The organism is Vibrio anguillarum (assembly GCF_003390515.1).
Taxonomy (GTDB): domain Bacteria; phylum Pseudomonadota; class Gammaproteobacteria; order Enterobacterales; family Vibrionaceae; genus Vibrio; species Vibrio anguillarum.
The window spans coordinates 541,913-566,072 of the sequence record NZ_CP031479.1 but is presented as its reverse complement, the minus strand read 5'-3'; the positions used below and the strand labels follow the sequence as shown (position 1 = coordinate 566,072).

The 24,160-nt window shown below is 47.4% G+C and carries 25 protein-coding genes and 1 pseudogene; 14 read left to right on the top strand and 12 right to left on the bottom strand.

Annotation, left to right across the window (positions count from 1 at the left end; genetic code table 11):
- The first annotated feature begins 344 nt into the window (after positions 1 to 344).
- Positions 345 to 617: a hypothetical protein gene (locus tag DD616_RS06725; RefSeq protein WP_017048247.1), complete on the top strand. Its 273-nt coding sequence runs from the start codon at positions 345 to 347 to the stop codon at positions 615 to 617.
- A 13-nt stretch (positions 618 to 630) separates the two neighbouring features.
- Here DD616_RS06725 and DD616_RS06720 read toward each other — a convergent pair whose 3' ends face one another.
- The 6 genes and pseudogenes from DD616_RS06720 to citS form a co-directional block, all read right to left on the bottom strand.
- The gene (locus DD616_RS06720; protein WP_017048248.1) at positions 631 to 1,314 is read right to left on the bottom strand and encodes a response regulator; all 684 of its coding nucleotides are present in this window, start codon (positions 1,312 to 1,314) and stop codon (positions 631 to 633) included.
- Between the two features lie 2 nt (positions 1,315 to 1,316).
- Positions 1,317 to 3,023 (bottom strand): ATP-binding protein, encoded by a 1,707-nt coding sequence (locus DD616_RS06715; protein WP_088732984.1) that lies wholly within the window; start codon positions 3,021 to 3,023, stop codon positions 1,317 to 1,319.
- Positions 3,024 to 3,093: 70 nt separating this feature from the next.
- The gene (locus DD616_RS06710; protein WP_017048250.1) at positions 3,094 to 4,395 is read right to left on the bottom strand and encodes a sodium ion-translocating decarboxylase subunit beta; all 1,302 of its coding nucleotides are present in this window, start codon (positions 4,393 to 4,395) and stop codon (positions 3,094 to 3,096) included.
- Positions 4,396 to 4,410: 15 nt separating this feature from the next.
- Positions 4,411 to 6,225 carry a sodium-extruding oxaloacetate decarboxylase subunit alpha gene (gene oadA, locus DD616_RS06705; protein ID WP_017050619.1) on the bottom strand — a complete coding sequence of 605 codons (1,815 nt, stop codon included), beginning with the start codon at positions 6,223 to 6,225 and terminating at the stop codon, positions 4,411 to 4,413.
- A gap of 17 nt (positions 6,226 to 6,242) precedes the next feature.
- Positions 6,243 to 6,612 (bottom strand): annotated as a pseudogene (locus DD616_RS06700) (OadG family protein).
- The gene (gene citS / locus DD616_RS06695) at positions 6,605 to 7,945 is read right to left on the bottom strand and encodes a citrate/sodium symporter CitS (RefSeq protein ID WP_017050620.1); all 1,341 of its coding nucleotides are present in this window, start codon (positions 7,943 to 7,945) and stop codon (positions 6,605 to 6,607) included. The pseudogene DD616_RS06700 and the gene citS overlap by 8 nt, the downstream one beginning before the upstream one ends.
- 284 nt (positions 7,946 to 8,229) lie before the next feature.
- Between citS and citC the strand changes: the two genes are divergently transcribed.
- The 6 genes from citC to citG are packed head-to-tail and all read left to right on the top strand — an operon-like array spanning position 8,230 to position 13,500.
- Positions 8,230 to 9,285: a [citrate (pro-3S)-lyase] ligase gene (citC, locus tag DD616_RS06690; RefSeq protein WP_164996739.1), complete on the top strand. Its 1,056-nt coding sequence runs from the start codon at positions 8,230 to 8,232 to the stop codon at positions 9,283 to 9,285.
- 51 nt (positions 9,286 to 9,336) lie between these two features.
- Positions 9,337 to 9,633 carry a citrate lyase acyl carrier protein gene (citD, locus tag DD616_RS06685; protein ID WP_000684014.1) on the top strand — a complete coding sequence of 99 codons (297 nt, stop codon included), beginning with the start codon at positions 9,337 to 9,339 and terminating at the stop codon, positions 9,631 to 9,633.
- The gene (gene citE / locus DD616_RS06680; RefSeq protein WP_164996738.1) at positions 9,630 to 10,505 is read left to right on the top strand and encodes a citrate (pro-3S)-lyase subunit beta; all 876 of its coding nucleotides are present in this window, start codon (positions 9,630 to 9,632) and stop codon (positions 10,503 to 10,505) included. The genes citD and citE overlap by 4 nt, the downstream gene beginning before the upstream one ends.
- Before the next feature lie 10 nt (positions 10,506 to 10,515).
- The gene (gene citF / locus DD616_RS06675) at positions 10,516 to 12,045 is read left to right on the top strand and encodes a citrate lyase subunit alpha (protein ID WP_208872102.1); all 1,530 of its coding nucleotides are present in this window, start codon (positions 10,516 to 10,518) and stop codon (positions 12,043 to 12,045) included.
- The gene (gene citX / locus DD616_RS06670; RefSeq protein WP_208872101.1) at positions 12,042 to 12,578 is read left to right on the top strand and encodes a citrate lyase holo-[acyl-carrier protein] synthase; all 537 of its coding nucleotides are present in this window, start codon (positions 12,042 to 12,044) and stop codon (positions 12,576 to 12,578) included. The genes citF and citX overlap by 4 nt, the downstream gene beginning before the upstream one ends.
- A complete protein-coding gene (gene citG, locus DD616_RS06665) occupies positions 12,556 to 13,500 on the top strand; it encodes a triphosphoribosyl-dephospho-CoA synthase CitG (protein WP_017048259.1) in 945 nt (314 codons plus the stop codon). The genes citX and citG overlap by 23 nt, the downstream gene beginning before the upstream one ends.
- Before the next feature lie 239 nt (positions 13,501 to 13,739).
- On the opposite strand, the gene DD616_RS06660 is transcribed toward citG, so the two are convergent.
- Entirely contained in the window at positions 13,740 to 14,606 is an 867-nt protein-coding gene (locus DD616_RS06660) for a YicC/YloC family endoribonuclease (RefSeq protein ID WP_013855720.1), read from the bottom strand.
- A 178-nt stretch (positions 14,607 to 14,784) separates the two neighbouring features.
- On the opposite strand from DD616_RS06660, the gene rph reads away from it, so the two are divergent.
- On the top strand, positions 14,785 to 15,501 hold the full coding sequence (rph, locus tag DD616_RS06655) for a ribonuclease PH (protein ID WP_017042236.1): 717 nt from the start codon (positions 14,785 to 14,787) through the stop codon (positions 15,499 to 15,501).
- Between the two features lie 246 nt (positions 15,502 to 15,747).
- Positions 15,748 to 16,389 (top strand): orotate phosphoribosyltransferase, encoded by a 642-nt coding sequence (gene pyrE, locus DD616_RS06650; protein WP_013855722.1) that lies wholly within the window; start codon positions 15,748 to 15,750, stop codon positions 16,387 to 16,389.
- Positions 16,390 to 16,490: 101 nt separating this feature from the next.
- Here the strand turns inward: pyrE and lpxM are convergent, their stop codons facing one another.
- The 4 genes from lpxM to coaBC all read right to left on the bottom strand — a co-directional run bounded on the left by lpxM (position 16,491) and on the right by coaBC (position 20,508).
- A complete protein-coding gene (gene lpxM / locus DD616_RS06645) occupies positions 16,491 to 17,468 on the bottom strand; it encodes a lauroyl-Kdo(2)-lipid IV(A) myristoyltransferase (RefSeq protein ID WP_029189937.1) in 978 nt (325 codons plus the stop codon).
- A 22-nt stretch (positions 17,469 to 17,490) separates the two neighbouring features.
- Positions 17,491 to 18,438 carry an LpxL/LpxP family Kdo(2)-lipid IV(A) lauroyl/palmitoleoyl acyltransferase gene (gene lpxL / locus DD616_RS06640; protein WP_105976943.1) on the bottom strand — a complete coding sequence of 316 codons (948 nt, stop codon included), beginning with the start codon at positions 18,436 to 18,438 and terminating at the stop codon, positions 17,491 to 17,493.
- A gap of 56 nt (positions 18,439 to 18,494) precedes the next feature.
- Positions 18,495 to 19,085, bottom strand: a complete 591-nt coding sequence (gene slmA / locus DD616_RS06635) for a nucleoid occlusion factor SlmA (protein ID WP_013855724.1) — start codon at positions 19,083 to 19,085, stop codon at positions 18,495 to 18,497.
- Positions 19,086 to 19,293: 208 nt separating this feature from the next.
- Positions 19,294 to 20,508, bottom strand: a complete 1,215-nt coding sequence (coaBC, locus tag DD616_RS06630; protein WP_069573315.1) for a bifunctional phosphopantothenoylcysteine decarboxylase/phosphopantothenate--cysteine ligase CoaBC — start codon at positions 20,506 to 20,508, stop codon at positions 19,294 to 19,296.
- 221 nt (positions 20,509 to 20,729) lie between these two features.
- Here coaBC and radC point away from each other — a divergent pair, with 221 nt between their 5' ends.
- The 5 genes from radC to mutM all read left to right on the top strand — a co-directional run bounded on the left by radC (position 20,730) and on the right by mutM (position 23,617).
- A complete protein-coding gene (gene radC / locus DD616_RS06625; RefSeq protein WP_208872100.1) occupies positions 20,730 to 21,404 on the top strand; it encodes a RadC family protein in 675 nt (224 codons plus the stop codon).
- A 277-nt stretch (positions 21,405 to 21,681) separates the two neighbouring features.
- The gene (gene rpmB / locus DD616_RS06620; protein ID WP_004397476.1) at positions 21,682 to 21,918 is read left to right on the top strand and encodes a 50S ribosomal protein L28; all 237 of its coding nucleotides are present in this window, start codon (positions 21,682 to 21,684) and stop codon (positions 21,916 to 21,918) included.
- Between the two features lie 13 nt (positions 21,919 to 21,931).
- Entirely contained in the window at positions 21,932 to 22,099 is a 168-nt protein-coding gene (rpmG, locus tag DD616_RS06615) for a 50S ribosomal protein L33 (protein WP_010318992.1), read from the top strand.
- 135 nt (positions 22,100 to 22,234) lie between these two features.
- The gene (locus DD616_RS06610) at positions 22,235 to 22,702 is read left to right on the top strand and encodes a hypothetical protein (RefSeq protein ID WP_017045921.1); all 468 of its coding nucleotides are present in this window, start codon (positions 22,235 to 22,237) and stop codon (positions 22,700 to 22,702) included.
- 105 nt (positions 22,703 to 22,807) lie between these two features.
- Positions 22,808 to 23,617 (top strand): bifunctional DNA-formamidopyrimidine glycosylase/DNA-(apurinic or apyrimidinic site) lyase, encoded by an 810-nt coding sequence (gene mutM, locus DD616_RS06605; protein WP_208872099.1) that lies wholly within the window; start codon positions 22,808 to 22,810, stop codon positions 23,615 to 23,617.
- 15 nt (positions 23,618 to 23,632) lie between these two features.
- Here mutM and coaD read toward each other — a convergent pair whose 3' ends face one another.
- Positions 23,633 to 24,124 carry a pantetheine-phosphate adenylyltransferase gene (coaD, locus tag DD616_RS06600; RefSeq protein WP_026028196.1) on the bottom strand — a complete coding sequence of 164 codons (492 nt, stop codon included), beginning with the start codon at positions 24,122 to 24,124 and terminating at the stop codon, positions 23,633 to 23,635.
- Positions 24,125 to 24,160 lie beyond the last annotated feature (36 nt).

Genomic DNA, 24,160 nt, shown 5'->3' with positions numbered 1-24,160 from the left:
CTTCCGTGTTTTTATCCATCGTCATCAACTTAATCTTAATCGCCGAAGCTGAAATAGAGAACCGTATTCGACATTTTTGATCATTTCCATGAATGTCGGCATTAAACATAACAATATTTAATTTTTCTTAATTAAAATTTGGTCGTTCCCAGCTCCTATTTTTCGGCCAGGCAACCAGTTACCCTCCACGCCATTACAATGCGAGTACTTCAACGTTCATCGCTATATAAATACATAAAAACCAATAAGATTTTTTCCGTTACGGCGAACTTTGAATTACTTCATGCTCAGGCGAGTCGAAATCCATTGTAATAGAGCGACTCAATAGCCACAGTGGTGATGCGATGTTAGTTAGAAAGGTTTCTAGAGATTTGGCTTCTGCTCAAGCGCGAGAAAATTGGTTGGCGTATTGGCAACATTTTAGCCGTGAAAGTCAGGCGTTTTGTTCCGAGATTAACTGTTTAGCACCGTCTTCTCAGGCGATGTTGGTAAAATGCGATAAAGATGAAGAAGGGGTGTTTGTGATCCCACTTTGTCAGTGTCATAGCGACAACTTAGAAGGGGTGCTGGAAATAGGGGAGAGTACCGAAGTGCTCCCCTTCCATTACACGTTATAAATCAAAGCGGTAGTTAGCGTTTTTGGTAAAGCCGCTCAGGACGACCTACCCGACCATGCTGGATACAAGCTTCCAGAAAACCACTAGCCACACAATATTCAAGATAACGTCTGGCGGTGGTTTTGCTGATCCCAATCGCTTGTCCTAACAACTCTGCGGTGTACGCGGTTTGTGGTTCATGGTGATAAATCTCTTGGATTTTGATCAAAGTAAGTTCATCTATCCCTTTGGGTAAACTATCGAGTTGCTCAGTTTTAGCCTGAAAATTAAACAGTTCATCAACGTGGCGCTGATTGACGCTGTCATTAGCGCGCAGCGAGCTAGTGTATTTTAGATAACGCTCCAGCGAGTTTTGCACTCGATCATAGGCAATTGGTTTTAACAGGTAATCAAATACTCCGCAGCGAACAGCTTCGCGTACTGTCTCCATATCGGAAGCGGCAGTGATAAAAATCACATCTGGTGCTTGCGGTTGATGAGTTAGCTCCTTTAAAAACTCTATGCCACGACCATCTGGTAGGTAGTTGTCTAAAAAAATCAGTTTAGGCTTGAGAATGCGCACCATGTTACGTGCTTCATTAATACTTTGTGCCACGCCAACAGGGCGAAAGCGGGTAGTTTGTTTGAGATAAAAGCTGTGCACATCAGCAATGCTCGTTTCATCCTCTACGATCAATACGTCGATTAATTCCATCATAATCAGCTCTTATTATGCCCTTCAGCTAGTGGTAAGTGGTTTTCCGCCACAAGTGTTTTGGGTCGATTGGGAATAAAAATAGAAAAAATAGTCCCTTGCGGCTCTGCACTGTCGATAAGTATCGAACCATGAGCCTGAGTGACAAATTGATGAACAAGGTAAAGTCCAATACCGTGTCCTTGCTGGTTTTTGCTACTCACTCCCTTGAGAAACAAGGTTTGGGCAATGTCGGCAGGAATGCCATTGCCATTATCTGCCACTTCAATCACCAACTCTTCACCGTTATCGGTCAGCAGCAGGGATATGGTTTTATTGTTGTTTGGGTTTTTTAGCGTCGCTTCAAATGCGTTATCCAGTAGGTTACCGAGCACTGCCGCCAGCTCATCTGACGTCATGCATTGCGGCTCTTGATGTAGATGTGACATCGGGTCGAACTCCAAGCACAGCCCTAGCTCTTTAGCACGGCTGTATTTACCGAGCAGTAATCCTGCGATCACTTTGGGATGAAAGGTCTGGGAGATGAAATCGATCAGTTGCTGCTGCTCGGCGGTTTCGCGGCGAATGGTTTTGACGGCTTCATCGTATGCGCCGATTTGAATTAAGCCGCCGATGGTGGATAGTCGGTTAGCAAACTCGTGACTCATTACGCGTAGGTTATCGTTGTGCTGACGGATCTGGCTAAGCTGGGAAGTCAGCGTATTGAAGTCGTTGCGGCGACGAAAACTCACCACCCAACCAATTTGCTGTTGCCCTGAATTGATTGGCACACGGTTCGCCACCAAGGTTTCACCATTACAGCTAATCAGTTCATCTTGCTGGCTGGTGCTGTTTTGCTGTGCTAACTGACCAAACGGACTAGCACCCATGAAAAAGTAAGTCGGAGTGATGAACTCTTGAACATTACGTCCAATCAGATGATTCGGTTGGTGGGCAATGCCAAGAATATTAAGTGCCTTAGCGTTCACAGAAAGGATTTCACCCTTCAAGCTAATCGCAACTATTCCTTCATACACACTTTGTAGAATGGATTGCTGCAGGTTGAGGTTCATGGCGATCTCTTCCGGCTCCATATTGAACATCTGTTGCTTGATATGGCGGGTAAACAGCCAAGCGCTCAATCCAGAAAGCAGCATGAGTAGGGCCACAGTACTGAGCATTGGATAGGAGTAAATGCGTAGCCAATCACTGATATGATCGAGTAAATAGCCCACAGAAACCACACCCAGAACCTGTCCGGAAGGTGAGACAACAGCAGCCTTACCGCGAATTGCCCAGCCTAGGCTGCCTTTTTGGGTTGAGGTGTAATATTCGCCCTCTTTTAACGCTCTACTGCTGTCACCGCCTTGCATGGGTAAACCAATTTTTCGCTCATCTGGATGGGCAATGCGAATACCATTGGCATCGCCAATCACAATAAAGTTGGCATCTGAAATGCGTTGTAGGCGATCGATTTTAGTCTGTACTTCGGTGAGACGATTTTGTTGGATTAGGGCAATTAAATTGGGGTCAGTCGCAATCTCACGCGCTTGAATCAGAGCCTTAGTGCTGATCTGATCTTGTAGGGTTTCACTAAGAGTTTGATGGAAAAAGCCGGCTACCAGCAAAAGCTGGATCACTACCATAGCAACCAGTAGTGCACCGACCCTTTGCTGAAACGAAAGAGTCTGGCAGACTTTGGTGTGTAAAAAGTGGGCTAGTGATATTTTCATGCCGGCGAGTCTATCCTTGCTATAAGTGAGGCTTATTGATTGGAGTCTAAGAAACACCAATCAATAATGTCTATCCCATCACATATTTGATCATAACACCTGCCGCTACTGCAGAGCCAATGACCCCAGCGACGTTTGGTCCCATGGCATGCATCAGCAAAAAATTCTGCGCGTTGGCTTCTAGCCCGACCTTGTTGGAGACGCGTGCCGCCATCGGCACGGCAGAAACTCCGGCTGAACCAATCAGTGGGTTGAGTTTGGTGGTGGAGAAACGGTTCATCAGTTTAGCCATCAAAACCCCTGCGGCAGTACCGACACAAAACGCAACAATACCGAGCACCAAAATGCCGATAGTTTGTGGCTGGAGGAATTTATCCGCCATCAGTTTCGAACCGACTGATAGGCCAAGGAAAATAGTCACTATGTTAATCAGTGCGTTTTGCGCTGTGTCGGATAAACGCTCCACCACACCACACTCACGCATCAAGTTGCCAAAGCAGAACATACCGAGCAGTGGCGTTGCAGAAGGCAGTAAGAGCGCAATCAAAATCAGTAACAGCAGTGGAAAGCCAATTTTTTCTAGCTTGTGTACCTGGCGCAGTTGATGCATCTGAATTTTGCGTTCTTCTTGCGTGGTCAGCGCACGCATTATCGGCGGCTGAATCATAGGCACTAACGCCATGTAAGAGTAGGCTGCGACCGCAATTGCCCCCAACAATTCAGGTGCGAGCATGCTCGAGACGTAAATTGCCGTAGGGCCATCCGCACCACCTATGATGCCAATCGCCGCAGCTTGCGCCACGCTAAAATCCATTACCCCTAAACTGCTTAATGCCAATGCACCCAGTACGGTAGTGAAAATACCAAACTGAGCCGCCGCACCGAGCAGCAGGGTTTTGGGGTTAGCCAGCAGTGGACCAAAATCCGTCATTGCCCCTACGCCCATAAAAATGAGTAGAGGCCCAACTCCGGAAGCGATAGCCAGACTATAGAACAGATAAAGCATACCATCGCTGTACTGATACTGCTCGGCCAGCAAGTGCAAGGTGGTCATTTGTAGTGGCGTTGCGCTACTCAATGCTTGCTTAATGTCCAAAGGCATGTACGAGCTAAGTTGTAGTACTTTTGAAAAGGCCGTCATCACTTCCGGTTTGGCGGCATACAAGGCATTTTCTATCGCCGACATGGCAAGCCCTGCATCAGGCAGATTAGAGAGAATGCCACCAAACCCAATAGGCACTAGTAGCAAAGGCTCAAAGCGTTTAAAAATAGCCAGATAGAGCAGCGTTAAACCGACAAGGATCATGATGGCTTGCCCCCACTGGAGGTGGAATAGGCCAAAATCACGCACCATAGCTAAAACGTTTTCCATTATTTTTGTCCCTGATTATGCTAGTACTAGCAAGGCGTCGCCGACTTGTACTGCATCGCCTTCATTGACTTCAATGACACTGATCACTCCGGCACGTGGTGCGCGGATTTCAGTTTCCATCTTCATCGCTTCTAAGATCAGCAAGACATCGCCTTCAGCCACTTCATCACCTGCTGCCGCATGAATTTTCCAGATATTGCCAGAAAGGGGTGCTGCGAGGTTTTCACCTTCTGCTGCACTCGGTACTGGTGCGTTATTGGCCGATGCTGCTGGCGCGACATGTGTCAGCTCGCCGCCTTCATCTACCTTCACCACATAGCTTTGGTTGTTGACGGTAATGGTGTAGACACCGTTACTTGCGACGGACTGACTTTCCACTGACGCGGCTTTGGCTTTTGCCGCAGGCATTTGAGAGGCGTCACCAGTTTTTGCTGCTTGTGGTGCGGGTTCAAATGCTTCTGGGTTATGGCGATTCGCGAGGAACTTCCAACCCACTTGATCGAACAGCGCAATGGTCAGCACATCATCAATCGCATTCTTGGCGAGAGTGATGTGTTGCTCTTTAGCTTGCTGCAATACGCGGTCTTGCAAGGTTGGCATTTCAGCAGTAATCAAATCAGCGGGGCGGCAGGTTATGGGCTCAGCACCTGCTAATACTCGAGCTTGCAACTGCACGTTGACCGGCGCAGGTGTTTTACCGTATTCACCTTTCAGTACTCCGCTGGTTTCTTTGGTGATGGTTTTGTAACGCTCACCCATTACGACGTTGATCACCGCTTGTGTACCCACGATTTGTGACGTCGGAGTCACTAGTGGCAAAAAGCCAAGCTCTTCACGTACACGCGGGATCTCTTCGAGCACTAAATCGAGTTTATCCAGTGCGTTTTGCTGTTTGAGTTGGCTTTCCATGTTGGTCAGCATACCGCCCGGGACTTGCGCCACCAAAATACGTGCATCACTGCCTTTCATCATGCCTTCAAAGGCGTGGTATTTTTTGCGTACATCGCGGAAATAGGTCGCAATATTTTCGAGCTTAGCGATATCCAACCCGGTGTCGTAGCCCGTGCCTTGCAAGGTGGCGACCAGAGATTCCGTCGCTGGATGACCATAAGTGCCACTCATGCTGGAAATCGCGGTATCGACCCGATCAACGCCCGCTTCAATCGCTTTGAGTAAGGTCATATCGGCAAGGCCAGCAGTAGAGTGGCAGTGCAGATGTAATTCGACATCCACTTGTCTTTTCAGGGTTGAGATTAACTCTTCGGCAGAATACGGGGTTAAAATGCCGGCCATATCTTTAAGGGCAATAGAATCGACACCCAGCTCCGACAGTTGCTGCGCTATGTCGACCCAAGTTTGTAAATTGTGCACTGGGCTTGTGGTGTAACAGAGCGTGCCTTGCGCATGTGCGCCCATCTTTTTCACCGCTTGTAGAGCTTGTTGCATGTTACGCACATCATTCATCGCATCGAATACGCGAAACACATCCATGCCATTTTTCACTGCGCGCTCGACAAAGGTATCCACTACATCATCAGCATAGTGACGATAGCCGAGTAGGTTTTGTCCGCGCAGTAGCATTTGCAGTGGCGTATTGGGCATGGCTTGTTTGAGCAAGCGTAGGCGTTGCCATGGGTCTTCGCCTAAAAAGCGGATGCAACTGTCAAAAGTCGCGCCTCCCCAACATTCCAAAGACCAATAGCCGATCTGATCTAATTGCTGCGCAATCGGCAGCATGTCGTCAATCCGTAAGCGAGTGGCAAAAAGAGATTGGTGAGCGTCGCGTAATACGACATCTGTTACACCTACGCGTTTAATCGCCTGAGTCATCTGTTATTTCTCCTTCACTAAGATAATTTTTGTTGTGCTTTATGGTGATGGATAGCTGCAGTGAGCACCGCGAGCAACTCACCTTGGTTTTGTTTGGATTTAGCCTTATTGGCTGGTGTTTTTTTATTGCCCGTTTTGGTTGGTACTTGAGGCGGGGCAAAACGTACAATCAAGTACGACATGGTGCGAGTTGAAAATACTAAGAAAATCAAAAAGATGAACACAAAGCCCATCCCCAGGGTCAGCAAATTAATCCCTTCGAGGAATAGTGAGGTTGATTGCATAGTCACTTCCAGTGATAAAAACAGGGTTGAAAATAGGGAGAAAAAAGAGGCGCGCTAGGCGCGCCAAATAATCCCAAGGAGCAAGGGTTAAAGAGTTAAACAAACATACCGAACACCACGCTGGCGATAACGAGCACAATGCCGCCACCCAGACGTGAAGAGATTTGTGCGTAAGAGAGCAAATTCATACGGTTAGAGGCCGCGAGCACTTCAAGGTCACCAGAACCGCCGCGATTAGCCATACACAGACCTGCGGTGATAGAGGATTCAATAGGATAGAAGCCCATCGCCCAACCACCTAAAGCAGCACCCAAAGTCGCCCCAAGTACAATAACAGTGGCAATAATCACGTTAGTAAAGGTTAAGGCATTGATGATTTCCGCCAGATCGGTGTAAGCAATACCAACGCCGACCATCAATAGCCACAGCATCTGTTTTGAGAAGAAATTCGACAGGCGTTTCGCGCCCTCTTTGATTTCATCACTGCACAAACCCGCCGCGTTAAGGATGGCGATGATCACCACCATGTAAGCAAAAGTGTGAATCTGAATCGAGCCAAAACCGGGCAGAATTTCTTTCGATAAAGCGTAAGAGAAGGTGTACACACATGCGGCCAGCATTAAACCAATCGCAATTTCACGGTGAGTGATATTAAGATTTTGGGCTTCTTCATTGACGTCTAGTTTTGATCTGCGTACTAGCTCGCCATTGCCAGTTAATAATGGGATCTTTTCACCAATAATGTTCAGAGCAGCAGCTACGATGATAGCCACTATATTAGCGATAGTTAAAATGGCGACCGCTACTGAGTAGTATTGTTCTTTTGAACCACCAGTGACCGATTCATATATCTCGGAAAGTGGAATTGCACCTGCGCCATTACCACCGCCCATAATCGGCAGCACATACAGCATCATGATGCGATCAGGGGTGATACCAAATACGAGGCCGATAGCGATACCAAATATCGCCGCACCGGCAACCGCAGCCAGAATGGTTGGAATGTAACCGGCTAGAGAGCGGATCAGTAGTTTACGGTTGACCGCCAAAATGGAGCCAGTAATGAGTACTGCGATGAACAGATCCAAGAACTTGCTCTTATCCATCACTTCGGTCACGGTTTTTATTTCACGGTCGCTGAGCCAGCCCATGTGGACGAACCAAGCAGCAACCAAGAAAATCATTACCGGTGCACCGCCGATGTATTTATTAAAAATAGGTAGGCGTTTGCCAACTTCGCCAAATATCGCGCCGATGACAAACATAAAAGAAAAACCACCGACCAGACCGCTAGGTAAAGTGTCAGTAATATGGGCGGCTAATACAGTGATCAGTAAAAATAAAAATAAAGGGAGTGGAGTGCCAAATATTTTTATCTGGCTTAGATTCAATCCACCTGCGGACTTTTTATCTAAATATAGGGTTTTTTCGTTCATGTTTTTATGTCCAATGAGGTTATTAAGACCTTTACTACATTAAATAAAATAGTCAGTGATAATTGTGAAAATAGTCATTCAAACCAGTGGCTTTAAAAATCTCAATGGTTTTTATGATTTAAATTTTAGATAGATAAATAGAATTTAAAATTAAAGATATAAAAATTAAATTCATTAAAACCATAAAGAGCGTTAACCACGGGAAATAAAGTGATTACCCTCATTAAACCTTTGCGGCTTAATTTAGATAATAAAGTCAGAAAAAATAGGTGAGGAAGCCGACCATGGTAGATATTTACACCTTCTCGCGAGTTTCAAGCAAGAATAAAACCAAGCTCTTGCAGATCAAAGAGTTTCTCTGCCAGCATCAGCTCACGGTTGATGAGGATGTTGAGCATTTTGTGGTGGCTTACGGTACAAACCAAATCATCGCTTGCGGTGGAATTGCGGGGCATGTGTTGAAGTCCATCGCGGTTTCTCCTGCGCTGCAAGGGACCGGTTTTGCGCTCAAATTGATGACCGAATTAACCAACTTCGCTTATGAAATAGGGTGTTTTTCACTATTTCTATTCACTAAGCCGACCAATATAGATTTATTCCGACAGTGCGGTTTTTTCTTAGTCGATAAAGTCGAACCGCATATTGCTTTATTAGAAAATAGCCCAAATCGTCTTGCGGTTTATTGCAAACAGTTGCATTTATTAAAAATGTCTGGGCGTAAAATTGGCAGTATTGTGATGAATGCCAATCCATTTACCTTAGGTCATCAATATTTAATTGAACAAGCCTGTGAACAATGTGATTGGGTGCATTTATTTGTGGTAAAAGCAGAGAATAAAGATTTCTCTTACGCTGACCGTATGGCCATGATTAAGGCAGGCAGTAAACACTTATTGAATTTAACTATTCATTCTGGCTCGGATTATATTATTTCGCGCGCGACCTTCCCTAGTTATTTTATTAAAGATCAGCAAGTGGTCAATCAATCCCATACTGCGCTGGATTTAAGTATTTTCCGCCATTCAATAGCACCTGCCCTTGGCATTACGCACCGCTTTGTCGGCAGTGAGCCGATTTGTACGGTGACGCGTAACTACAACCAAGCCATGCGCCGCTGGCTAAAAGAAGCGCACGATGTCAGTGCGCCGATCCAAGTAGTGGAAATTGAGCGCAGTCAGCAAGCCTCGCAGCCGATCTCCGCATCGCGCGTGCGTTACTTGCTCAAACAATTTGGCGTTGCCGCGATTGTCGATCTCGTGCCGAAAACGACTTATTCCTACCTTTGTCAGAATTATGCGGAACATTCGCTACAGGCCGCACCGCAACTGTTAGCGGTATGAGCGCAGTGCTGACACTGTTTTATCCAATAACTCATTAACAAGGTTGTACCCATGAAAATTGCCCATCCCGCCTTTGCGGGAACACTGGAGTCCAGTGATCTTCAGGTTCGGATTGAACCCAATAACGATGGCGGTATTGAACTGGTGTTAGACAGTACCGTCGAGCAGCAATTTGGTCATGCGATTCGTCAGGTCGTGCTGCACACCCTCGACGCGATGCAAGTGCACGATGCGTTGGTCACCATCGAAGACAAAGGCGCGCTGGATTGTGTGATCCGCGCGCGCGTACAGGCGGCGGTGATGCGCGCTTGTGATGTTCAGAACATTGAGTGGAGCCAACTATCATGACCAAACTTCGTCGCAGTATGTTATTTGTGCCGGGCGCGAATGCCGCCATGCTCAGCAATACCTTTATCTATCAACCCGACTCCATCATGTTCGATCTGGAAGACTCGGTCGCGCTGCGTGAAAAAGACACCGCGCGGATGTTGGTGTTCCATGCGCTGCAACACTCTATGTATCAAGAGATGGAAACCGTGGTGCGGGTCAATCCGCTCGATTCTGAATTCGGCATCAAAGACCTTAATGCCGTGGTGCGTGGCGGAGCCAAAGTGGTGCGTCTGCCGAAAACCGATAACGCCAACGATGTGATTGAGATGGAAAAAGTCATCGAACAGATCGAGCGTGAATGCGGACGTGAAGTGGGTAGCACGCGTATGCTGGCCGCGATTGAAAGCGCGCAGGGCATTAACAACGCAGTCGAGATTGCCTTTAGCTCACGCCGCCTGATTGGGATTGCGCTTGGTGCGGAAGACTATGTACGCGATCTGCGCACGCAGCGTTCAGCAGAAGGGATTGAGCTGTTGTTTGCGCGCTGCTCCATTCTGCAAGCGGCACGTGCTGCCGGGATCATGGCGTTTGATACGGTCTATTCGGATGCCAATAACGAAGAGGGATTTTTGCGTGAAGCGGAGCATATCAAGCAGCTCGGCTTTGATGGCAAATCACTGATTAATCCGCGCCAGATTGACCTGCTGCACAACGTGTTTGCCCCAACACAAAAAGAGGTCGATCACGCCATTGCAGTCATCGAAGCCGCTGAAGAAGCAGCAGCAAAAGGGCTGGGCGTGGTTTCCCTTAACGGCAAAATGGTCGATGGACCCATCATCGAACGCGCACGTTGGACACTGCAACGTGCTGAATCCGGCATCAAACACTAAAGGTCACCTCATGAGTATCAATACATTAAATAACCCTCTGTCTGTGCTGGAAGTGGAACGCTACGCGTTGACGCCTTACACCCAAGCGCATGCGATCACGCCGCATTTACTGGATGAGTCAGCGAAAAAAAGCCGCAAAGTGAAAAGCTCGATCCGCGAAGCGATTGTCGATCTTGGCTTAAAAGATGGCATGACCATCTCTTTCCATCATGCGTTTCGTGGCGGCGATAAAACCGTCAATCTAGTGATGGACGTGATTGCCGAATTGGGGATTAAAAACCTCACGCTTGCCTCAAGCTCGCTCACCTCTTGTCATTCGCCTTTGATTGAACACATCAAAAACGGCGTAGTGAGCAAGATTTACACCTCAGGGATTCGTGGTGCGCTGGCTGATAGTATTTCTAATGGCTTGCTTGATGAGCCCGTGCATATTCACTCGCACGGTGGTCGTGTGCATTTGATCCAAAGCGGTGAGATCTACATCGACATGGCGTTTATTGGCGTACCTTGTTGCGATGAGTTTGGCAACGCCAACGGTTTTAAAGGCAAATCCAATTGCGGCTCACTCGGCTATGCCAAAGTCGATGCCGAACACGCTGAAAAAGTGGTGATGCTGACTGAAGCCATCGTCGGTTTCCCGAATTTCCCTGCATCGATTACTCAAGACCGCGTCGATGCGGTTGTGCAGGTGGCGGAAGTGGGCGACCCAAGCAAAATCGGTGGGGATGCCACGCGCATGACCACCAACCCACGCGAGCTTCTGATTGCCAAACGCGCTGCAGAAGTCATCGAGCATTCAGGCTATTTCTATGATGGTTTTTCAATGCAGACCGGTTCGGGCGGTGCATCGCTCGCGGTTGCGCGCTTTTTGAAAGAGAAGATGTTGCGCCAAAACATTCGCGCTTCTTTCGCTCTCGGTGGTATCACTGCGACTATGGTGGAAATGCATGAACAGGGACTGATTGATTACTTGCTCGATGTGCAGTGTTTCGATTCGGTGGCGGCGGGCTCGTTAGCGCGCAATCCACATCATCTCGAAATCTCTGCTAACGAATACGCCAACCCAAGCTCGAAGGGGGCGGCGGTGGATAGGCTGGATGTGGTTATCTTGAGTGCGCTGGAAATTGATACCCAGTTTAACGTTAACGTGATCACCGGCTCTGATGGGGTAATTCGCGGCGCATCCGGCGGTCATTGTGACACGGCGGCGGCGGCAAACTTATCGATTATTGTGGCGCCTTTGGTGCGTGGCCGCATTCCGACCGTGGTCGAGAAGGTCACTAACGTCATCACCCCAGGAGCCACCATCGATGTGTTGGTGACGGATCAAGGTATCGCGGTAAACCCGAATCGTCCCGAACTGAAAGCGCGTTTCATCGCGGCGCAACTGCCCGTTGTCGAGATTGAAGCGTTGCAACAGCGTGCGGAGTTGCTGACGGGTAAACCCCAGCCGTTGCAATTTGAAGACAAAACCGTTGCCTTTGTTCACTACCGTGACGGTTCGATCATTGATGTTATCAAGCAGGTAAAAAGCCTATGAGTCACCATCCGGATCTTTCAGTCAGTCTGGACCAGCTACTTCTGCGTAAAGAAGTGCGGGTTCGGCAACAAGGTGAGTGGCTAAAACGCTATTCACTGCCTCTGGTTTCTTTCACGGTTAACATGCCGGGCGCGGTTAAGCTCAACGCTGCCAGCCAAACCGTGATGGATGCAGGTATGCGTGCCATTCAAGAACTGTGTCAGCAAACGGGCTGGCGGCAAGTGGCTTGTCAGCTGTTGGTGGAAAAAACGGGGCCGGAAGCCTTTGTGGTGATTCAGGCTCCTTCAGCCAGCATGTTGAAAAAAGCCATGATGAAGATTGAACGCGAGCATCCGCTGGGGCGACTGATGGATCTGGATGTGATTGATGTCGATGGACATATTATTTCGCGCCAAGGTGCGCAGTTGCCAAGACGGCGCTGCTTGCTGTGTGAACGCGATGCGGTGATCTGTGCTCGCTCGCGGCAGCACGTTGTTGAGGCTTTGTTGGCTAAAATAGAGGAGATGGTTCATGACTATTCCTGCTGCGCTTGATCTTCTGCTTGAACTGCCTAGCCAAGCCTCTGGCACAAGTGGCGCGAAAACGTTCAGCTTGCCTCGCTTAGTGGGGCATCTGGCTTATCATGCCATGATGTTAGAGGTGCATCTCACCCCTAAACCGGGTTTGGTGGATACTGCTAATAATGGCGCGCACCGCGATATGGATCTCAACACTTTTATCGCCAGTGCCGAGGCGATTGCGCCTTATCTGCAATCTTTTGTCAGTGCAGGTTGGGAGAGCGCGGGAAATCCGGCCGCTCAGTTGCTGACCGCCTTGCGCCCGATTGGCATAGAAGCTGAGCAAGCCATGTTTGCTGCCACTCAAGGGGTGAACACCCATAAAGGGATGATTTTTATCTTGGGGCTTATTTGCGGCTCTGTGGGGTGGCTCAAAGCCAATCAACTCAAAATTGATGCGCAGCATATTGGCGAAACCATTCGCCAAGCTTGCCAGTTTTTGATTATTGATGAGCTAAAAGCGAAGCGTGAATCGGCTCCCAAAACGGCAGGCGAGCGAATTTATCGTCGGTACGGTTTAACCGGCGCACGCGGTGAAGCCGCTTCTGGCCTTGCGATGGTGATGCAACATGCGCTGCCAGCCTACCAAGCCTGTTTAACCAAAGGAGCCAGCACCGAGCAAGCCTTGTGGCATACCTTATTGGTGTTGATGGCCAACAATAACGACAGCAACCTCGCTGCTCGCGGTGGATTAGAAGGGCTGCATTTTGTGCAAGCGCAAGCGCAGCAACTGCTCGCCAAAGGCGGCTTTTTATATCAAGAAATTGAACAAGCTCTTACGGCGCTCGATAGCGCGATGATTGAAAAACACTTAAGCCCCGGCGGCAGTGCAGATCTATTAGCCGCTACTTGGTTAATTAATGAGTTAGCGCAATTGTTTCAAGTCCGTCACGAGTAATTTTGATTGTTAACTTTAAGATCGGAAATTCTTAAAAAGCAGCCATAACTGGACGCAATGTTGAATCGATATTTGAAATCAAGAGACTTTTGGGGTAAAGCACAATTCGTCATAGTATTCTCTCTCGTGCTGGAAAGTTACTCACCAGTTGGTTGAAAACAGAGGCAAAGACCTGTAATTTCCTGAAAAAAAGCCCCTATTTACAGGGGCTTGGTAAGCTTAGAGAGACTCAAAAACCCTTATTCGATGTTTTGGATCTGCTCTCTCATTTGCTCAATCAGAACCTTAAGTTCTACGCCAGAGGCCGTGATGTCGGTGCTGATTGATTTCGAGGCTAACGTGTTCGATTCGCGGTTAAATTCTTGCATCATGAAATCGAGCTTACGGCCGCATGAACCGCCTTTTTTGAGCACATTACGTGCTTCTTTGACGTGAGAATCGAGGCGGTCTAACTCTTCGGCAACGTCTGATTTTTGTGCAAGTAAAATCAGCTCTTGCTCGACGCGTGTCGCATCAAGCTCAATCTTTGCTTCTTCAAACTTAGTTAATAGACGTTCACGTTGCCATTGCAGGATTTCTGGCATGCGTGCGCGCACTTTTACCACTTCTTCACTGATCGCCGTCAGGCGTTGTTCGATTAACGCCTTCATGTTGTCACCTTCACGGCCACGTGCGTCAATGAATTCAATGATTGCGTCATCAAAGCCTGCTAATAAGGCTTTATTAATGCTGTCCATGTCTTGTTCTGGCGTTTCCATTACGCCGGGCCACTGCATTATTTGAAACGGATTAATGCGGCTTAGCTCGCCCGTCATGTGCATTACTTGGTTGGCGGCTTTAATCACTTGATTGGCGAGTGCTTCATTGATATTCAGCTCACTTTTAGCCGCAGGGTTTGCTTCATAACGTAAGTGACATTCTACTTTGCCGCGCGCTAAACGTTGGCGAAAGCGTTCACGCAGTACAGGCTCAAGACCACGAAATTGTTCCGGCAGGCGGAAGTAGGTTTCAAGATAACGTTGGTTTACCGAGCGAATTTCCCATACCGCGGTACCCCAATCACCTTTAACTTCTTTACGCGCGTACGCGGTCATGCTGTAAATCATTGATTTGTCCTTTGCTCACGAAGATGAAATATCAAACGAGAGATATGTTAGCACTAGCTTCACGCGTGTACTAGGTTCACGCCAATGCAAAGGGTGACCAACCTAGCGTCAAGGCGGCTAATCCGCTATAATCTCGCCCCAATCGATTCCGTCTCACCCGATAAAAGGTAGATGCACTATGCGTCCAAATGACCGCGCGGCCGATCAAATTCGCCCAATTAAAATCACTCGCAACTACACTGCTTATGCTGAAGGGTCAGTATTGGTGGAATTTGGTAATACCAAAGTATTGTGTAATGCCACTGTCGAAGAGGGTGTTCCTCGCTGGTTGAAAGGTCAGGGTAAAGGTTGGGTTACTGCCGAATACGGCATGCTGCCACGTGCAACCCATTCACGGACTCGTCGTGAAGCGACCAACGGTAAGCAAGGTGGCCGCACCATGGAGATCCAACGTCTCATCGCTCGCAGCTTACGTGCTGTGGTGGATTTAGAGGCAATGCCAGAGGTGATGATCACGGTTGACTGTGACGTTATTCAAGCGGACGGCGGTACTCGCACTGCATCAATTACGGGCGCAAGTGTGGCACTAGCGGATGCGTTTGCTCATCTGGTTGCTAGCGGTAAATTGAAGAAGAATCCAATGAAAGGCCATGTTGCTGCTGTCTCAGTTGGCATCTTGGGTGAAAACATTTTATGTGATTTGGAATACGTGGAAGATTCTGCCGCCGACACTGATATGAATGTGGTGATGACTGAAAACGGTAAGATGATTGAAATTCAAGGCACCGCAGAGGGTGAACCGTTTAGCCATGAAGAGCTGATGGATTTACTGGCCGTTGCCAAGAAAGGCATCGCTGATATTGTTGAAGCGCAGAAAGCATCGTTATTAGATTGATCAAGTAGCTCCCAGTTGGGGGCTATTTTTTTGCCCGTTTTATTCATTGTATTGTTGTACGTGATGACCCCACCCTAACCCTCCCCTATAAGGAGAGGGAATGAAGGAAGTGTTCCTAATATCGCCCTTGAGTGGAGGGAATTCATCATCTTAGTACCTCCCCCTTTTAGGGGGAGGCTAGGAGGGGGTTGTTCTTGTTGAGAAAGCGAAATAAACCAAAGTGTATGAGTTAAGAGAGAGAAAATCATGAAAGCATACCAGCGTGAATTTATTGAATTTGCACTAGAAAAAGAAGTCTTGAAGTTTGGCGAGTTTACTTTGAAGTCTGGCCGAAAAAGCCCTTATTTCTTTAACGCTGGCTTGTTTAATACTGGCCGTGATTTAGCGCGCTTAGGGCGTTTTTATGCCGCTGCTTTGGTCGATTCTGGGATTGAGTTTGATGTGCTATTTGGACCGGCGTACAAAGGGATCCCAATTGCGACTACAACTGCAGTAGCGTTGGCTGATCATCATGATGTTGATACGCCGTATTGCTTTAACCGTAAAGAAGCGAAAGACCACGGTGAAGGCGGTAACTTGGTCGGTAGCGCATTAGAAGGGCGCATTATGCTGGTGGATGATGTCATTACAGCTGGTACTGCCATTCGTGAGTCGATGGAAATCATTCAAGCTAACGGTGCGGATCTTGCTGGTGTCTTGGTGGCAATTGACCGCCAAGAAAAAGGCAAAGGAGAGCTTTCTGCAATTCAAGAAGTCGAGCGTGATTTTGGTTGCGCGATCATCTCAATTGTTAGCCTGACCGATCTGGTTACTTACCTTGAAGAGAAAGGGGCAGATGCTAAGCACCTTGAGGCGGTAAAAGCGTATCGTGCGCAGTACGGAATTTAAGCATCAACTTATTTGCGAATCGTAGAGCCACTTACTGAAAAGTAAAAGCCCCGAGTTTGTCGCTCGGGGCTTGTTTGTTATGAGTTTAGTCATTCTAGCGATTAACTTTGATCGCCATGGTGCGAGTTATCGTAAATTTCCGAGCCATCACGCTGCGTTTTCAACAGTGATAAATTCCACATGTATTGTTCTGGGCGTGGTGTGACTAAATCTTCAATCGCCTTATTCATAGCGCGTGCATCTTGCTCTTCATCGCCCGTTGGAAAGTTTTCTAATGCAGGCAAAATATGCACTTCGTACTTACAGGTTTTATCGTTATAAGCAGGCAAAATTGGCACGACTTTCGCCTTTGATAGGCGCGCCATTTTACCAAAACCTTTTAACGTGGCTTTTTCAGTGCCAAAGAATGGAACAAAGACCGAGTTGGCCGGGCCAAAGTCTTCATCGGGCAGCCAGTAGCCTAAGTATCCATCTTTAATTGAACGTACAAACGGTTTTACCCCAGCATCACGTGCAAAAATACGCCCGCCATATTGCATGCGTTGGACGTGCATTAACCAATCACCGATAGGATTGCGCTGTGGCTTCATGATGGTGGTTACTTTATAGCCTTTTGCAGCAAGCATTACCGCAGGGTAATCGACCGCCCAAGCGTGAGGGGCGAGGATGATCACGTTCTCGCCAGCATCTAACAATGGCAATAAGTTCTCTTCACCAATCATGATGCCGCGTTGCTGATTGTGTTTTGTGGAACGAACCAAAAACTCCGAATAACCGAGCATGTATTGTGCTGCTTTGACAAAGGTTTCTTCCAAAATAGCCTGGCGTTCTTGCGGGGATTTTTCAGGAAAGCATTTTTCCAGATTCACTCGCGTGCGGCGTACAACACGGCCGTTTTTACGTACCGCAAAGGTGGATAATTTGCGTGCTAGCCTATCTCGCCATACGGGTGGCATAAAGGCGAACAGAGCGGCGAAGAAGATCCCAATCCAAGTTCCCCAATGTTTTGGGTGTAAAAAAGACCATTGGAATGTGGGGTTGTGCAAGTGTTTGTCTGTGCTGTTTTCGTTGTTGCTCATTGAAAGCAAAACCTTTTTCTAGTTATAAATAGCGAGAGTTAGTTAACGTTTCATCTGGCAAAGATTTAAAACGCTTATGCAGCCACATCCACTGTTCTGGTGCGCGTAGAATCACTTCTTCAACGTATTTATTCATGTAAGCGGCGGCGGCGGTCATGTCATCTTTTGGATAGTCGCCATCAATGGTTTTATCGGCGATGATTTCATATTTTCCGTTGGCGTTTCGAAACCCTGAACCAGGGACAATCGCACATTGGCTAGTATAAGCCAGAATACTGGTGCCTGTGGTGGTACACGCTTCTTTGACCGCAAAGAAGGGAACAAACACCGATTTGTTATGGCCGTAATCTTGATCGGGTAGATAAAATAGGCGTTCGCCCTTTTTGAGTACGCGGATCATCTGTTTAATGTCGGTGCGGTAGATAAGTTTATTGCCATTGCGTGTGCGACCACGGTATTGGATAAATTCATACGCAGGGTTGCTGTGTGGGCGGTAAACGCCATAGCCTTCAAGGCCTATTACACCAAAAGCACGTGCCGTAATTTCTAAATTTAACGCATGTACGCAACACAGCAGTGCGCCACGTTTTTCTTGTTTGAGTTGCAAAAGGGCGCTGACATCTTTCACATCAAGTAGGCGAGCAAAACGCCAAGTCGGCCAAAACCAAGTAATTCCGGTTTCTATCAGTGCCATGCCGGTGTTTTTAAAGTTTTCGTTAACAATATGCTCAATCTCACCTGCACTTTTCTCTGGAAAAGATAGCTGTAGATTACGCGTGGCAATGTGTACTCGCTTGTTAGCAAAGCGCATTCCAAACGCGCCCATGCTGCGTCCTATTTTTAGTAACGCAGAATAAGGAAGCAGGTTGACCACTAAAGCGAGTAGCCCAAAGCTAAGCCACACGCCCCAATATTTAGGGTGCAGTAGCGAGAGGGAAAACTCAGGTTTACCGTATTTTTCTTTGCTCATTACTCTTGATTCTTTCACTGATGATGATTCTTTGTCACGACGGTGGTGGTTTGTTTTTACTGAATCTGAGCGCTTAATAATGCCCAATACTCTTCAAAATTTGCCGTCGGTTGGTATTTAAAGTCAGATCGCACAAAGCGATTTAGGCTTCCTTCCACTTGGCCAAGCAGTTGCGCTGCTAAAATGCTTTCGTCGACGGGGAAGGATTTACCTTCACGCAGTTTACGTTCGCGAAGGATCTGACGTAGTGACGTTTCTATGCGTTCGAACAGTTGGTTGATCCGTTCACGCAGTCGCTCATTTTCAAACATTAGAGCATGGCCGGATAAAATTCGTGTCAAGCCCGGGTTACGTTCCGAAAAAGCCAAGATAAGCTGTAGCACTAAGCGGATGCGGTTGAGTGTATCTTTCTCTTCATCCAAAATGCGATTAATCCGCGACATTAAAGACTCTTCAATAAACTCAATCAAGCCTTCAAACATCCGTGCTTTACTCGGAAAATGACGGTACAAAGCCGCTTCAGAAACGCCCACTTGTTTGGCTAGCTTTGCTGTGGTGATGCGTGATGCACCATCGTTAGATTCCAGCATTTCAGCGAGTGCTTGTAGAATCTCTTCACGACGATTGATTTTCTTATTGACGGCCATGACCCGATTTCCTTTTAGTTACCACATGCTTGTGAGCAAATATTTATACCCTTCAGATGGTTTGGGTATTGTCCATTAAGCGCAGTAGTTTAACGGACAGTTTTCGGACTGCGTAGCGTAAAAATGAAAATGATTGAACTGGGTGGTGATTTTACCACCCAATAAACGCTATGAACCCTAAAAGAAGCTTAGAACGTCTGTTTGTAGCCTACAGTTGACTCGCGATCAGTTGCATCAGCGCGTGAGCTAATGCAGATTTTGAACTCAAAGGTAATGCTTGCTCTCCGCCTTGCCAATAAACGGTCAGCGCATTGTCGTTACTATTAAAGCCTTGGCCCGCAACAGAAACATCATTGGCGCAGATCATATCCAGTTTTTTGTTGAGCAGTTTAGCGCGGGCATATTTTTCAACTTGCTGCGTTTCAGCCGCAAAGCCTACCGTGAACGGGCGGTTTTCTTTCAGTGCAGCTACGCTGGCGACGATGTCGGGATTTTTGACCATGGTGATGAGCATGTGATCGCTCGCATCGGTTTTTTTGATCTTTTGATCGGCGACGATCTCAGGGCGATAGTCGGCTACGGCGGCGCAACTGATGAACACATCATGTGATTGCGCTTGCGCCATCACTTGCTGATGCATATCGCAGGCACTTTCCACATCAATACGTTGTACTTGTGGCGGTGTGAGCAAATTGACCGGGCCACTGATCAGAGTCACTTTCGCGCCCAATTGAGCGGCGGCCTGCGCAATCGCATACCCCATTTTGCCTGAACTGTGGTTACTGATATAGCGGACTGGATCGAGTGCTTCACGGGTTGGGCCTGCGCTAATCAACAGTGACTTACCGGCGAGCAGTGTGTTGTTTGCCACCTCTGTTTGGAAAAAAAACTCGCAGCGCTCAACCAATTGCATTGGCTCAAGCATGCGGCCTGGGCCAACATCGCCACACGCCTGTTCACCAGCTGCAGGGCCCCAAATCATCATGCTTCGACGTTTAAGCGTGGCAATATTCTCTTGTGTGGCGATATTGCGATACATCTGCTGATTCATTGCCGGCGAGACGGCCACTGGCGCATTGGTGGCTAAAATCAAAGTGGTGAGTAAATCATTACCCATCCCTGCGGCGACGCGCGCGATGAGATCCGCTGTCGCGGGGGCCAGTAGGACTAAGTCTGCCCATTTGGCAAGTTCAATATGGCCCATAGACGCTTCGGCGGCTGGGTCTAATAAGCTATCTGAAACTGGCCTGCCAGAGACGGCTTGCATGGTCAGTGGCGTTATAAACTCTTTTGCAGCGTGGGTCATCACCACTTGTACTTGAGCGCCTCGTTCAATCAAGCGACGCGTTAGCTCAGCACATTTATACGCAGCAATACCGCCGCTAATGCCGAGCAGAATCTTTTTTCCTGCCAGTGTTTGCATTGTCTTTTCCTCAAAAATTCTGCGCATTATGTTAGCACAACTCTCGCATCGAGTGACCTTATGATCCGCTCAATCCTTTCATATTGGGCGAGTGTTTCTGCGTCTTTCATCACTTATCAATTACAAAAAACCATGAATCAAGCCTAAATAAAGAGAAGCAAAGTTGCAGGCTTGGCTATTTCTCTATGTTGTCTGAGTACCTTTAGCCCTAGGAGTGCTTAATGAGCCTCAAATCACTGCCCATAGAATCAATGCCACGCGAAAAATTGCTTGCTCGCGGTCCTCAGGCATTATCTGATGCTGAACTGCTGGCGATTTTCCTTCGTACTGGCACTCAAGGAATGAATGTGCTTGCTCTCTCGGATCTGCTGCTGCGCGAGTTTGGATCACTTCGAGCGCTTTTTTCGGCCAACCAGCAAGAGTTTTGCCGCCATAAAGGGTTGGGCGAAGCCAAATACGTTCAATTGCAGGCGGTGCTTGAAATGACGCAGCGCTATTTGGCCGAAACGCTCAAACGAGGTGGCGCTTTGACTAGCCCAGAGCAAACCAAGCTTTATTTATCGAGTGTGCTACGCGATCGCCATCGAGAAGCCTTCTATATTCTGTTTTTGGATAATCAACACCGAGTGATCAGCGATGAAGTATTGTTTGAGGGGACGATTGACGCGGCCAGCGTTTACCCTCGAGAGGTAGTTAAAAGAGCACTTCACCATAATGCGGCGGCATTAATATTGGCCCATAATCATCCGTCAGGCGTTGCTGAGCCTAGCCAAGCCGATCGCAGAATCACACGTCGATTAACTGATGCGCTTGCGTTAGTGGACATCCGTATTTTGGACCATTTTGTGGTGGGCGACGGCGAGGTAATTTCTTTTGCAGAAAGAGGGTGGATTTGAATCACATTTTAGGTTGTGACTTAAGATTATTCTGGTATGATTCGCGCACTAAATTATCAACCTAAATCAGCTCTGCTTAAAAAAAGATCGCCAAATCCGTAAAAAGGATCTGTTCGGGTCTTGAGCAATGCATGTCAAGTTAGTATAATACGCGACCTTTGATAGCCTTGTATGGATTTTCCATAACGGTTTTTAACCTCAAACTTCTTAATACATCGAGAACGAGGTTCGGCCACCAAGGTTGATATCGAGCTGAAACGATTTGGAGAAGACATTCATGTCCCGAGTATGCCAAGTAACTGGTAAGCGTCCAATAACGGGTAACAACCGTTCACACGCACGAAATGCTACTAAGCGTCGTTTTCTGCCGAACCTACAAACTCATCGTTTCTGGGTAGAGAGCGAAAAACGTTTTGTTAAACTACGTCTAACTGCTAAAGGCATGCGTATCATCGATAAGAAAGGCATTGATGCTGTTCTTGTTGATATCCGTGCACGTGGCGAAAACGTTTAAGAGGAATTGAGCAATGGCTAAAGGCATTCGTGAGAAAATTCGACTAATATCTTCTGCAGGTACTGGTCACTTCTACACAACTGACAAGAACAAACGCAACATGCCAGGCAAATTTGAGATCAAGAAATTTGATCCAGTAGTTCGCCAGCACGTTCTTTACAAAGAAGGCAAAATCAAGTAATTGATTTTACGCTTTGTAAGCATTGAAAGACCCAGCTTTGGCTGGGTTTTTTATTATCTGGAATTTGTACCCTGCAATGTCAGCTCTCACTATAATGTGCTAAGTTACTCAAAGATAAACTCTTAGGGATCACTTATGCGTATCAATCGCCGCCGTTGGAATAATATTCTTATCTTGGCTGTTATTGCTTTTATTGCCATTTTGAATTTACCCACAGTCATCAAAACTTATCTTATTGAACCGCCTGCTAGCCCTTATCCTTATGTGATTAATCCAAATGCAGAGCTGCAAGCACTGCATTTTACTGACTGGTCACTTGAACTGAATCAAAATCGTTGGCGATCAAGCAAAGCAATTTCAGTTGCACCTGAAATATTGGCACAACGCTGGCAGAGTTTAGTTGGTACAGAAGTAGATGATGCCACTTACGAGTCGCTTGCGTCTCTACTACGTAACCCACAAACCGTGGAGGTGTGGTATCAGGATCGCGAAGAGCCGCAAAGGATCACCTACTACCAAACCCCCCAGTTTTGGTTATTGAAAAATTGGCAAGAGAAATGGGTGGCACTTTCGGTAGAAGAAGCTTTTCTTTTTCCGAACTGAGCCATTATTTCTCTTTGAGCGTTGAACAAACCAAGAACGAATAACCAATACCCTATAATGACGAACGACGAACGACGAACGACGAATGAAGAATTGAGATGTATCATGCCTGAGTTACCCGAAGTTGAAGTAAGTAAAATGGGGATTAGCCCGCATCTAGTTGGACAAACGATCCAACAACTGACATTCCGCACGCCCAAATTACGTTGGGCCATCCCTCAAGAGCTGAAACAGTTAGAAGGGCAAGTGATCCGCAATATATCCCGCCGGGCCAAATATTTACTGATAGAGACCGATATTGGCAGTGCGATTGTTCACTTGGGAATGTCAGGTTCATTGCGAGTATTGGAGTGTGATTTTCCGGCAGGTAAGCATGATCACGTTGATCTGCGATTAACCAATGGCAAGGTACTGCGCTACCACGATCCACGTCGATTTGGCGCTTGGCTATGGTGCGAACAAGGAGCAAGCCACTCGGTGTTGAGTAATATCGGTCCTGAGCCATTAACCGATGATTTTGATGCAGATTACATTGCGCAAAAAGCGAACAACAAACGTATCGCCGTTAAGCAATTTATTATGGAAAATAAAGTGGTGGTTGGCGTAGGCAATATCTACGCGAGTGAATCACTGTTTAATGCGCGAATTCTCCCCACTCGGCCCGCTCATTCGCTGACACTGCCTGAGTGGAATTGCCTCGTGCGAGAAATTAAATCAGTCTTAGCAACGGCGATTCAACAAGGTGGCACAACCTTAAAAGATTTTGCACAAGCGGATGGCAAACCGGGCTATTTTGCTCAAGAGCTTAATGTGTATGGCAAAGCGCAGCAGCCTTGCCCAGCGTGTGGGCAAGCGATTGAAGCGCTGAAAATTGGTCAGCGTAACACCTTTTTCTGTTCTGCTTGCCAAAAATAAGGTACGTCCTAAAGGCTATATTTTCTTGCCATGCAAGGCGTTAGCGACAATGTCAGGAACAAATTGATCAACTTCTCCACCATGAATCGCCACTTCTCGCACAATGGTGGAGGAGATAAACGCATGCTCCTCTGATGGCGTAAGAAACACACTTTCCAGCCCTGGCATCAAACGGCGGTACATGTTGGTCAAACCAAATTCATACTCGAAGTCAACCGTAGTACGCAAACCGCGGATCAGCACATTGGCTTTTTCATCACGCGCAAAATCGACCATTAACCCAGCAAATCCTTTGGCAGTGACATTCTCTAAATGTTGAGTGACGGCGCTGGCAAAGGCGACCCGTTCCTGCAGAGTAAACATGGTGTTTTTGCTTGGGCTGGCGGCGACGGCGATGATCACTTCATCAAACATATTGGCGGCGCGTTCGATCAGATCCAAATGACCATTGGTGATGGGGTCAAAAGTGCCGGGATAAATCACACGCGAAATTCTTTTTTGGCTCACATTGGAAGGCTCATATTGGTTAACTGGCACTGATAT

Bases quoted from the DNA above. Each gene is read 5' to 3' on its own strand.
- DD616_RS06725 (WP_017048247.1), top strand. From the start codon at position 345: ATGTTAGTTAGAAAGGTTTCTAGAGATTTGGCTTCTGCTCAAGCGCGA.
- DD616_RS06720 (WP_017048248.1), bottom strand. From the start codon at position 1,314: ATGATGGAATTAATCGACGTATTGATCGTAGAGGATGAAACGAGCATT.
- DD616_RS06715 (WP_088732984.1), bottom strand. From the start codon at position 3,023: ATGAAAATATCACTAGCCCACTTTTTACACACCAAAGTCTGCCAGACT.
- DD616_RS06710 (WP_017048250.1), bottom strand. From the start codon at position 4,395: ATGGAAAACGTTTTAGCTATGGTGCGTGATTTTGGCCTATTCCACCTC.
- oadA (WP_017050619.1), bottom strand. From the start codon at position 6,225: ATGACTCAGGCGATTAAACGCGTAGGTGTAACAGATGTCGTATTACGC.
- citS (WP_017050620.1), bottom strand. From the start codon at position 7,945: ATGAACGAAAAAACCCTATATTTAGATAAAAAGTCCGCAGGTGGATTG.
- citC (WP_164996739.1), top strand. From the start codon at position 8,230: ATGGTAGATATTTACACCTTCTCGCGAGTTTCAAGCAAGAATAAAACC.
- citD (WP_000684014.1), top strand. From the start codon at position 9,337: ATGAAAATTGCCCATCCCGCCTTTGCGGGAACACTGGAGTCCAGTGAT.
- citE (WP_164996738.1), top strand. From the start codon at position 9,630: ATGACCAAACTTCGTCGCAGTATGTTATTTGTGCCGGGCGCGAATGCC.
- citF (WP_208872102.1), top strand. From the start codon at position 10,516: ATGAGTATCAATACATTAAATAACCCTCTGTCTGTGCTGGAAGTGGAA.
- citX (WP_208872101.1), top strand. From the start codon at position 12,042: ATGAGTCACCATCCGGATCTTTCAGTCAGTCTGGACCAGCTACTTCTG.
- citG (WP_017048259.1), top strand. From the start codon at position 12,556: ATGACTATTCCTGCTGCGCTTGATCTTCTGCTTGAACTGCCTAGCCAA.
- DD616_RS06660 (WP_013855720.1), bottom strand. From the start codon at position 14,606: ATGATTTACAGCATGACCGCGTACGCGCGTAAAGAAGTTAAAGGTGAT.
- rph (WP_017042236.1), top strand. From the start codon at position 14,785: ATGCGTCCAAATGACCGCGCGGCCGATCAAATTCGCCCAATTAAAATC.
- pyrE (WP_013855722.1), top strand. From the start codon at position 15,748: ATGAAAGCATACCAGCGTGAATTTATTGAATTTGCACTAGAAAAAGAA.
- lpxM (WP_029189937.1), bottom strand. From the start codon at position 17,468: ATGAGCAACAACGAAAACAGCACAGACAAACACTTGCACAACCCCACA.
- lpxL (WP_105976943.1), bottom strand. From the start codon at position 18,438: ATGAGCAAAGAAAAATACGGTAAACCTGAGTTTTCCCTCTCGCTACTG.
- slmA (WP_013855724.1), bottom strand. From the start codon at position 19,085: ATGGCCGTCAATAAGAAAATCAATCGTCGTGAAGAGATTCTACAAGCA.
- coaBC (WP_069573315.1), bottom strand. From the start codon at position 20,508: ATGCAAACACTGGCAGGAAAAAAGATTCTGCTCGGCATTAGCGGCGGT.
- radC (WP_208872100.1), top strand. From the start codon at position 20,730: ATGAGCCTCAAATCACTGCCCATAGAATCAATGCCACGCGAAAAATTG.
- rpmB (WP_004397476.1), top strand. From the start codon at position 21,682: ATGTCCCGAGTATGCCAAGTAACTGGTAAGCGTCCAATAACGGGTAAC.
- rpmG (WP_010318992.1), top strand. From the start codon at position 21,932: ATGGCTAAAGGCATTCGTGAGAAAATTCGACTAATATCTTCTGCAGGT.
- DD616_RS06610 (WP_017045921.1), top strand. From the start codon at position 22,235: ATGCGTATCAATCGCCGCCGTTGGAATAATATTCTTATCTTGGCTGTT.
- mutM (WP_208872099.1), top strand. From the start codon at position 22,808: ATGCCTGAGTTACCCGAAGTTGAAGTAAGTAAAATGGGGATTAGCCCG.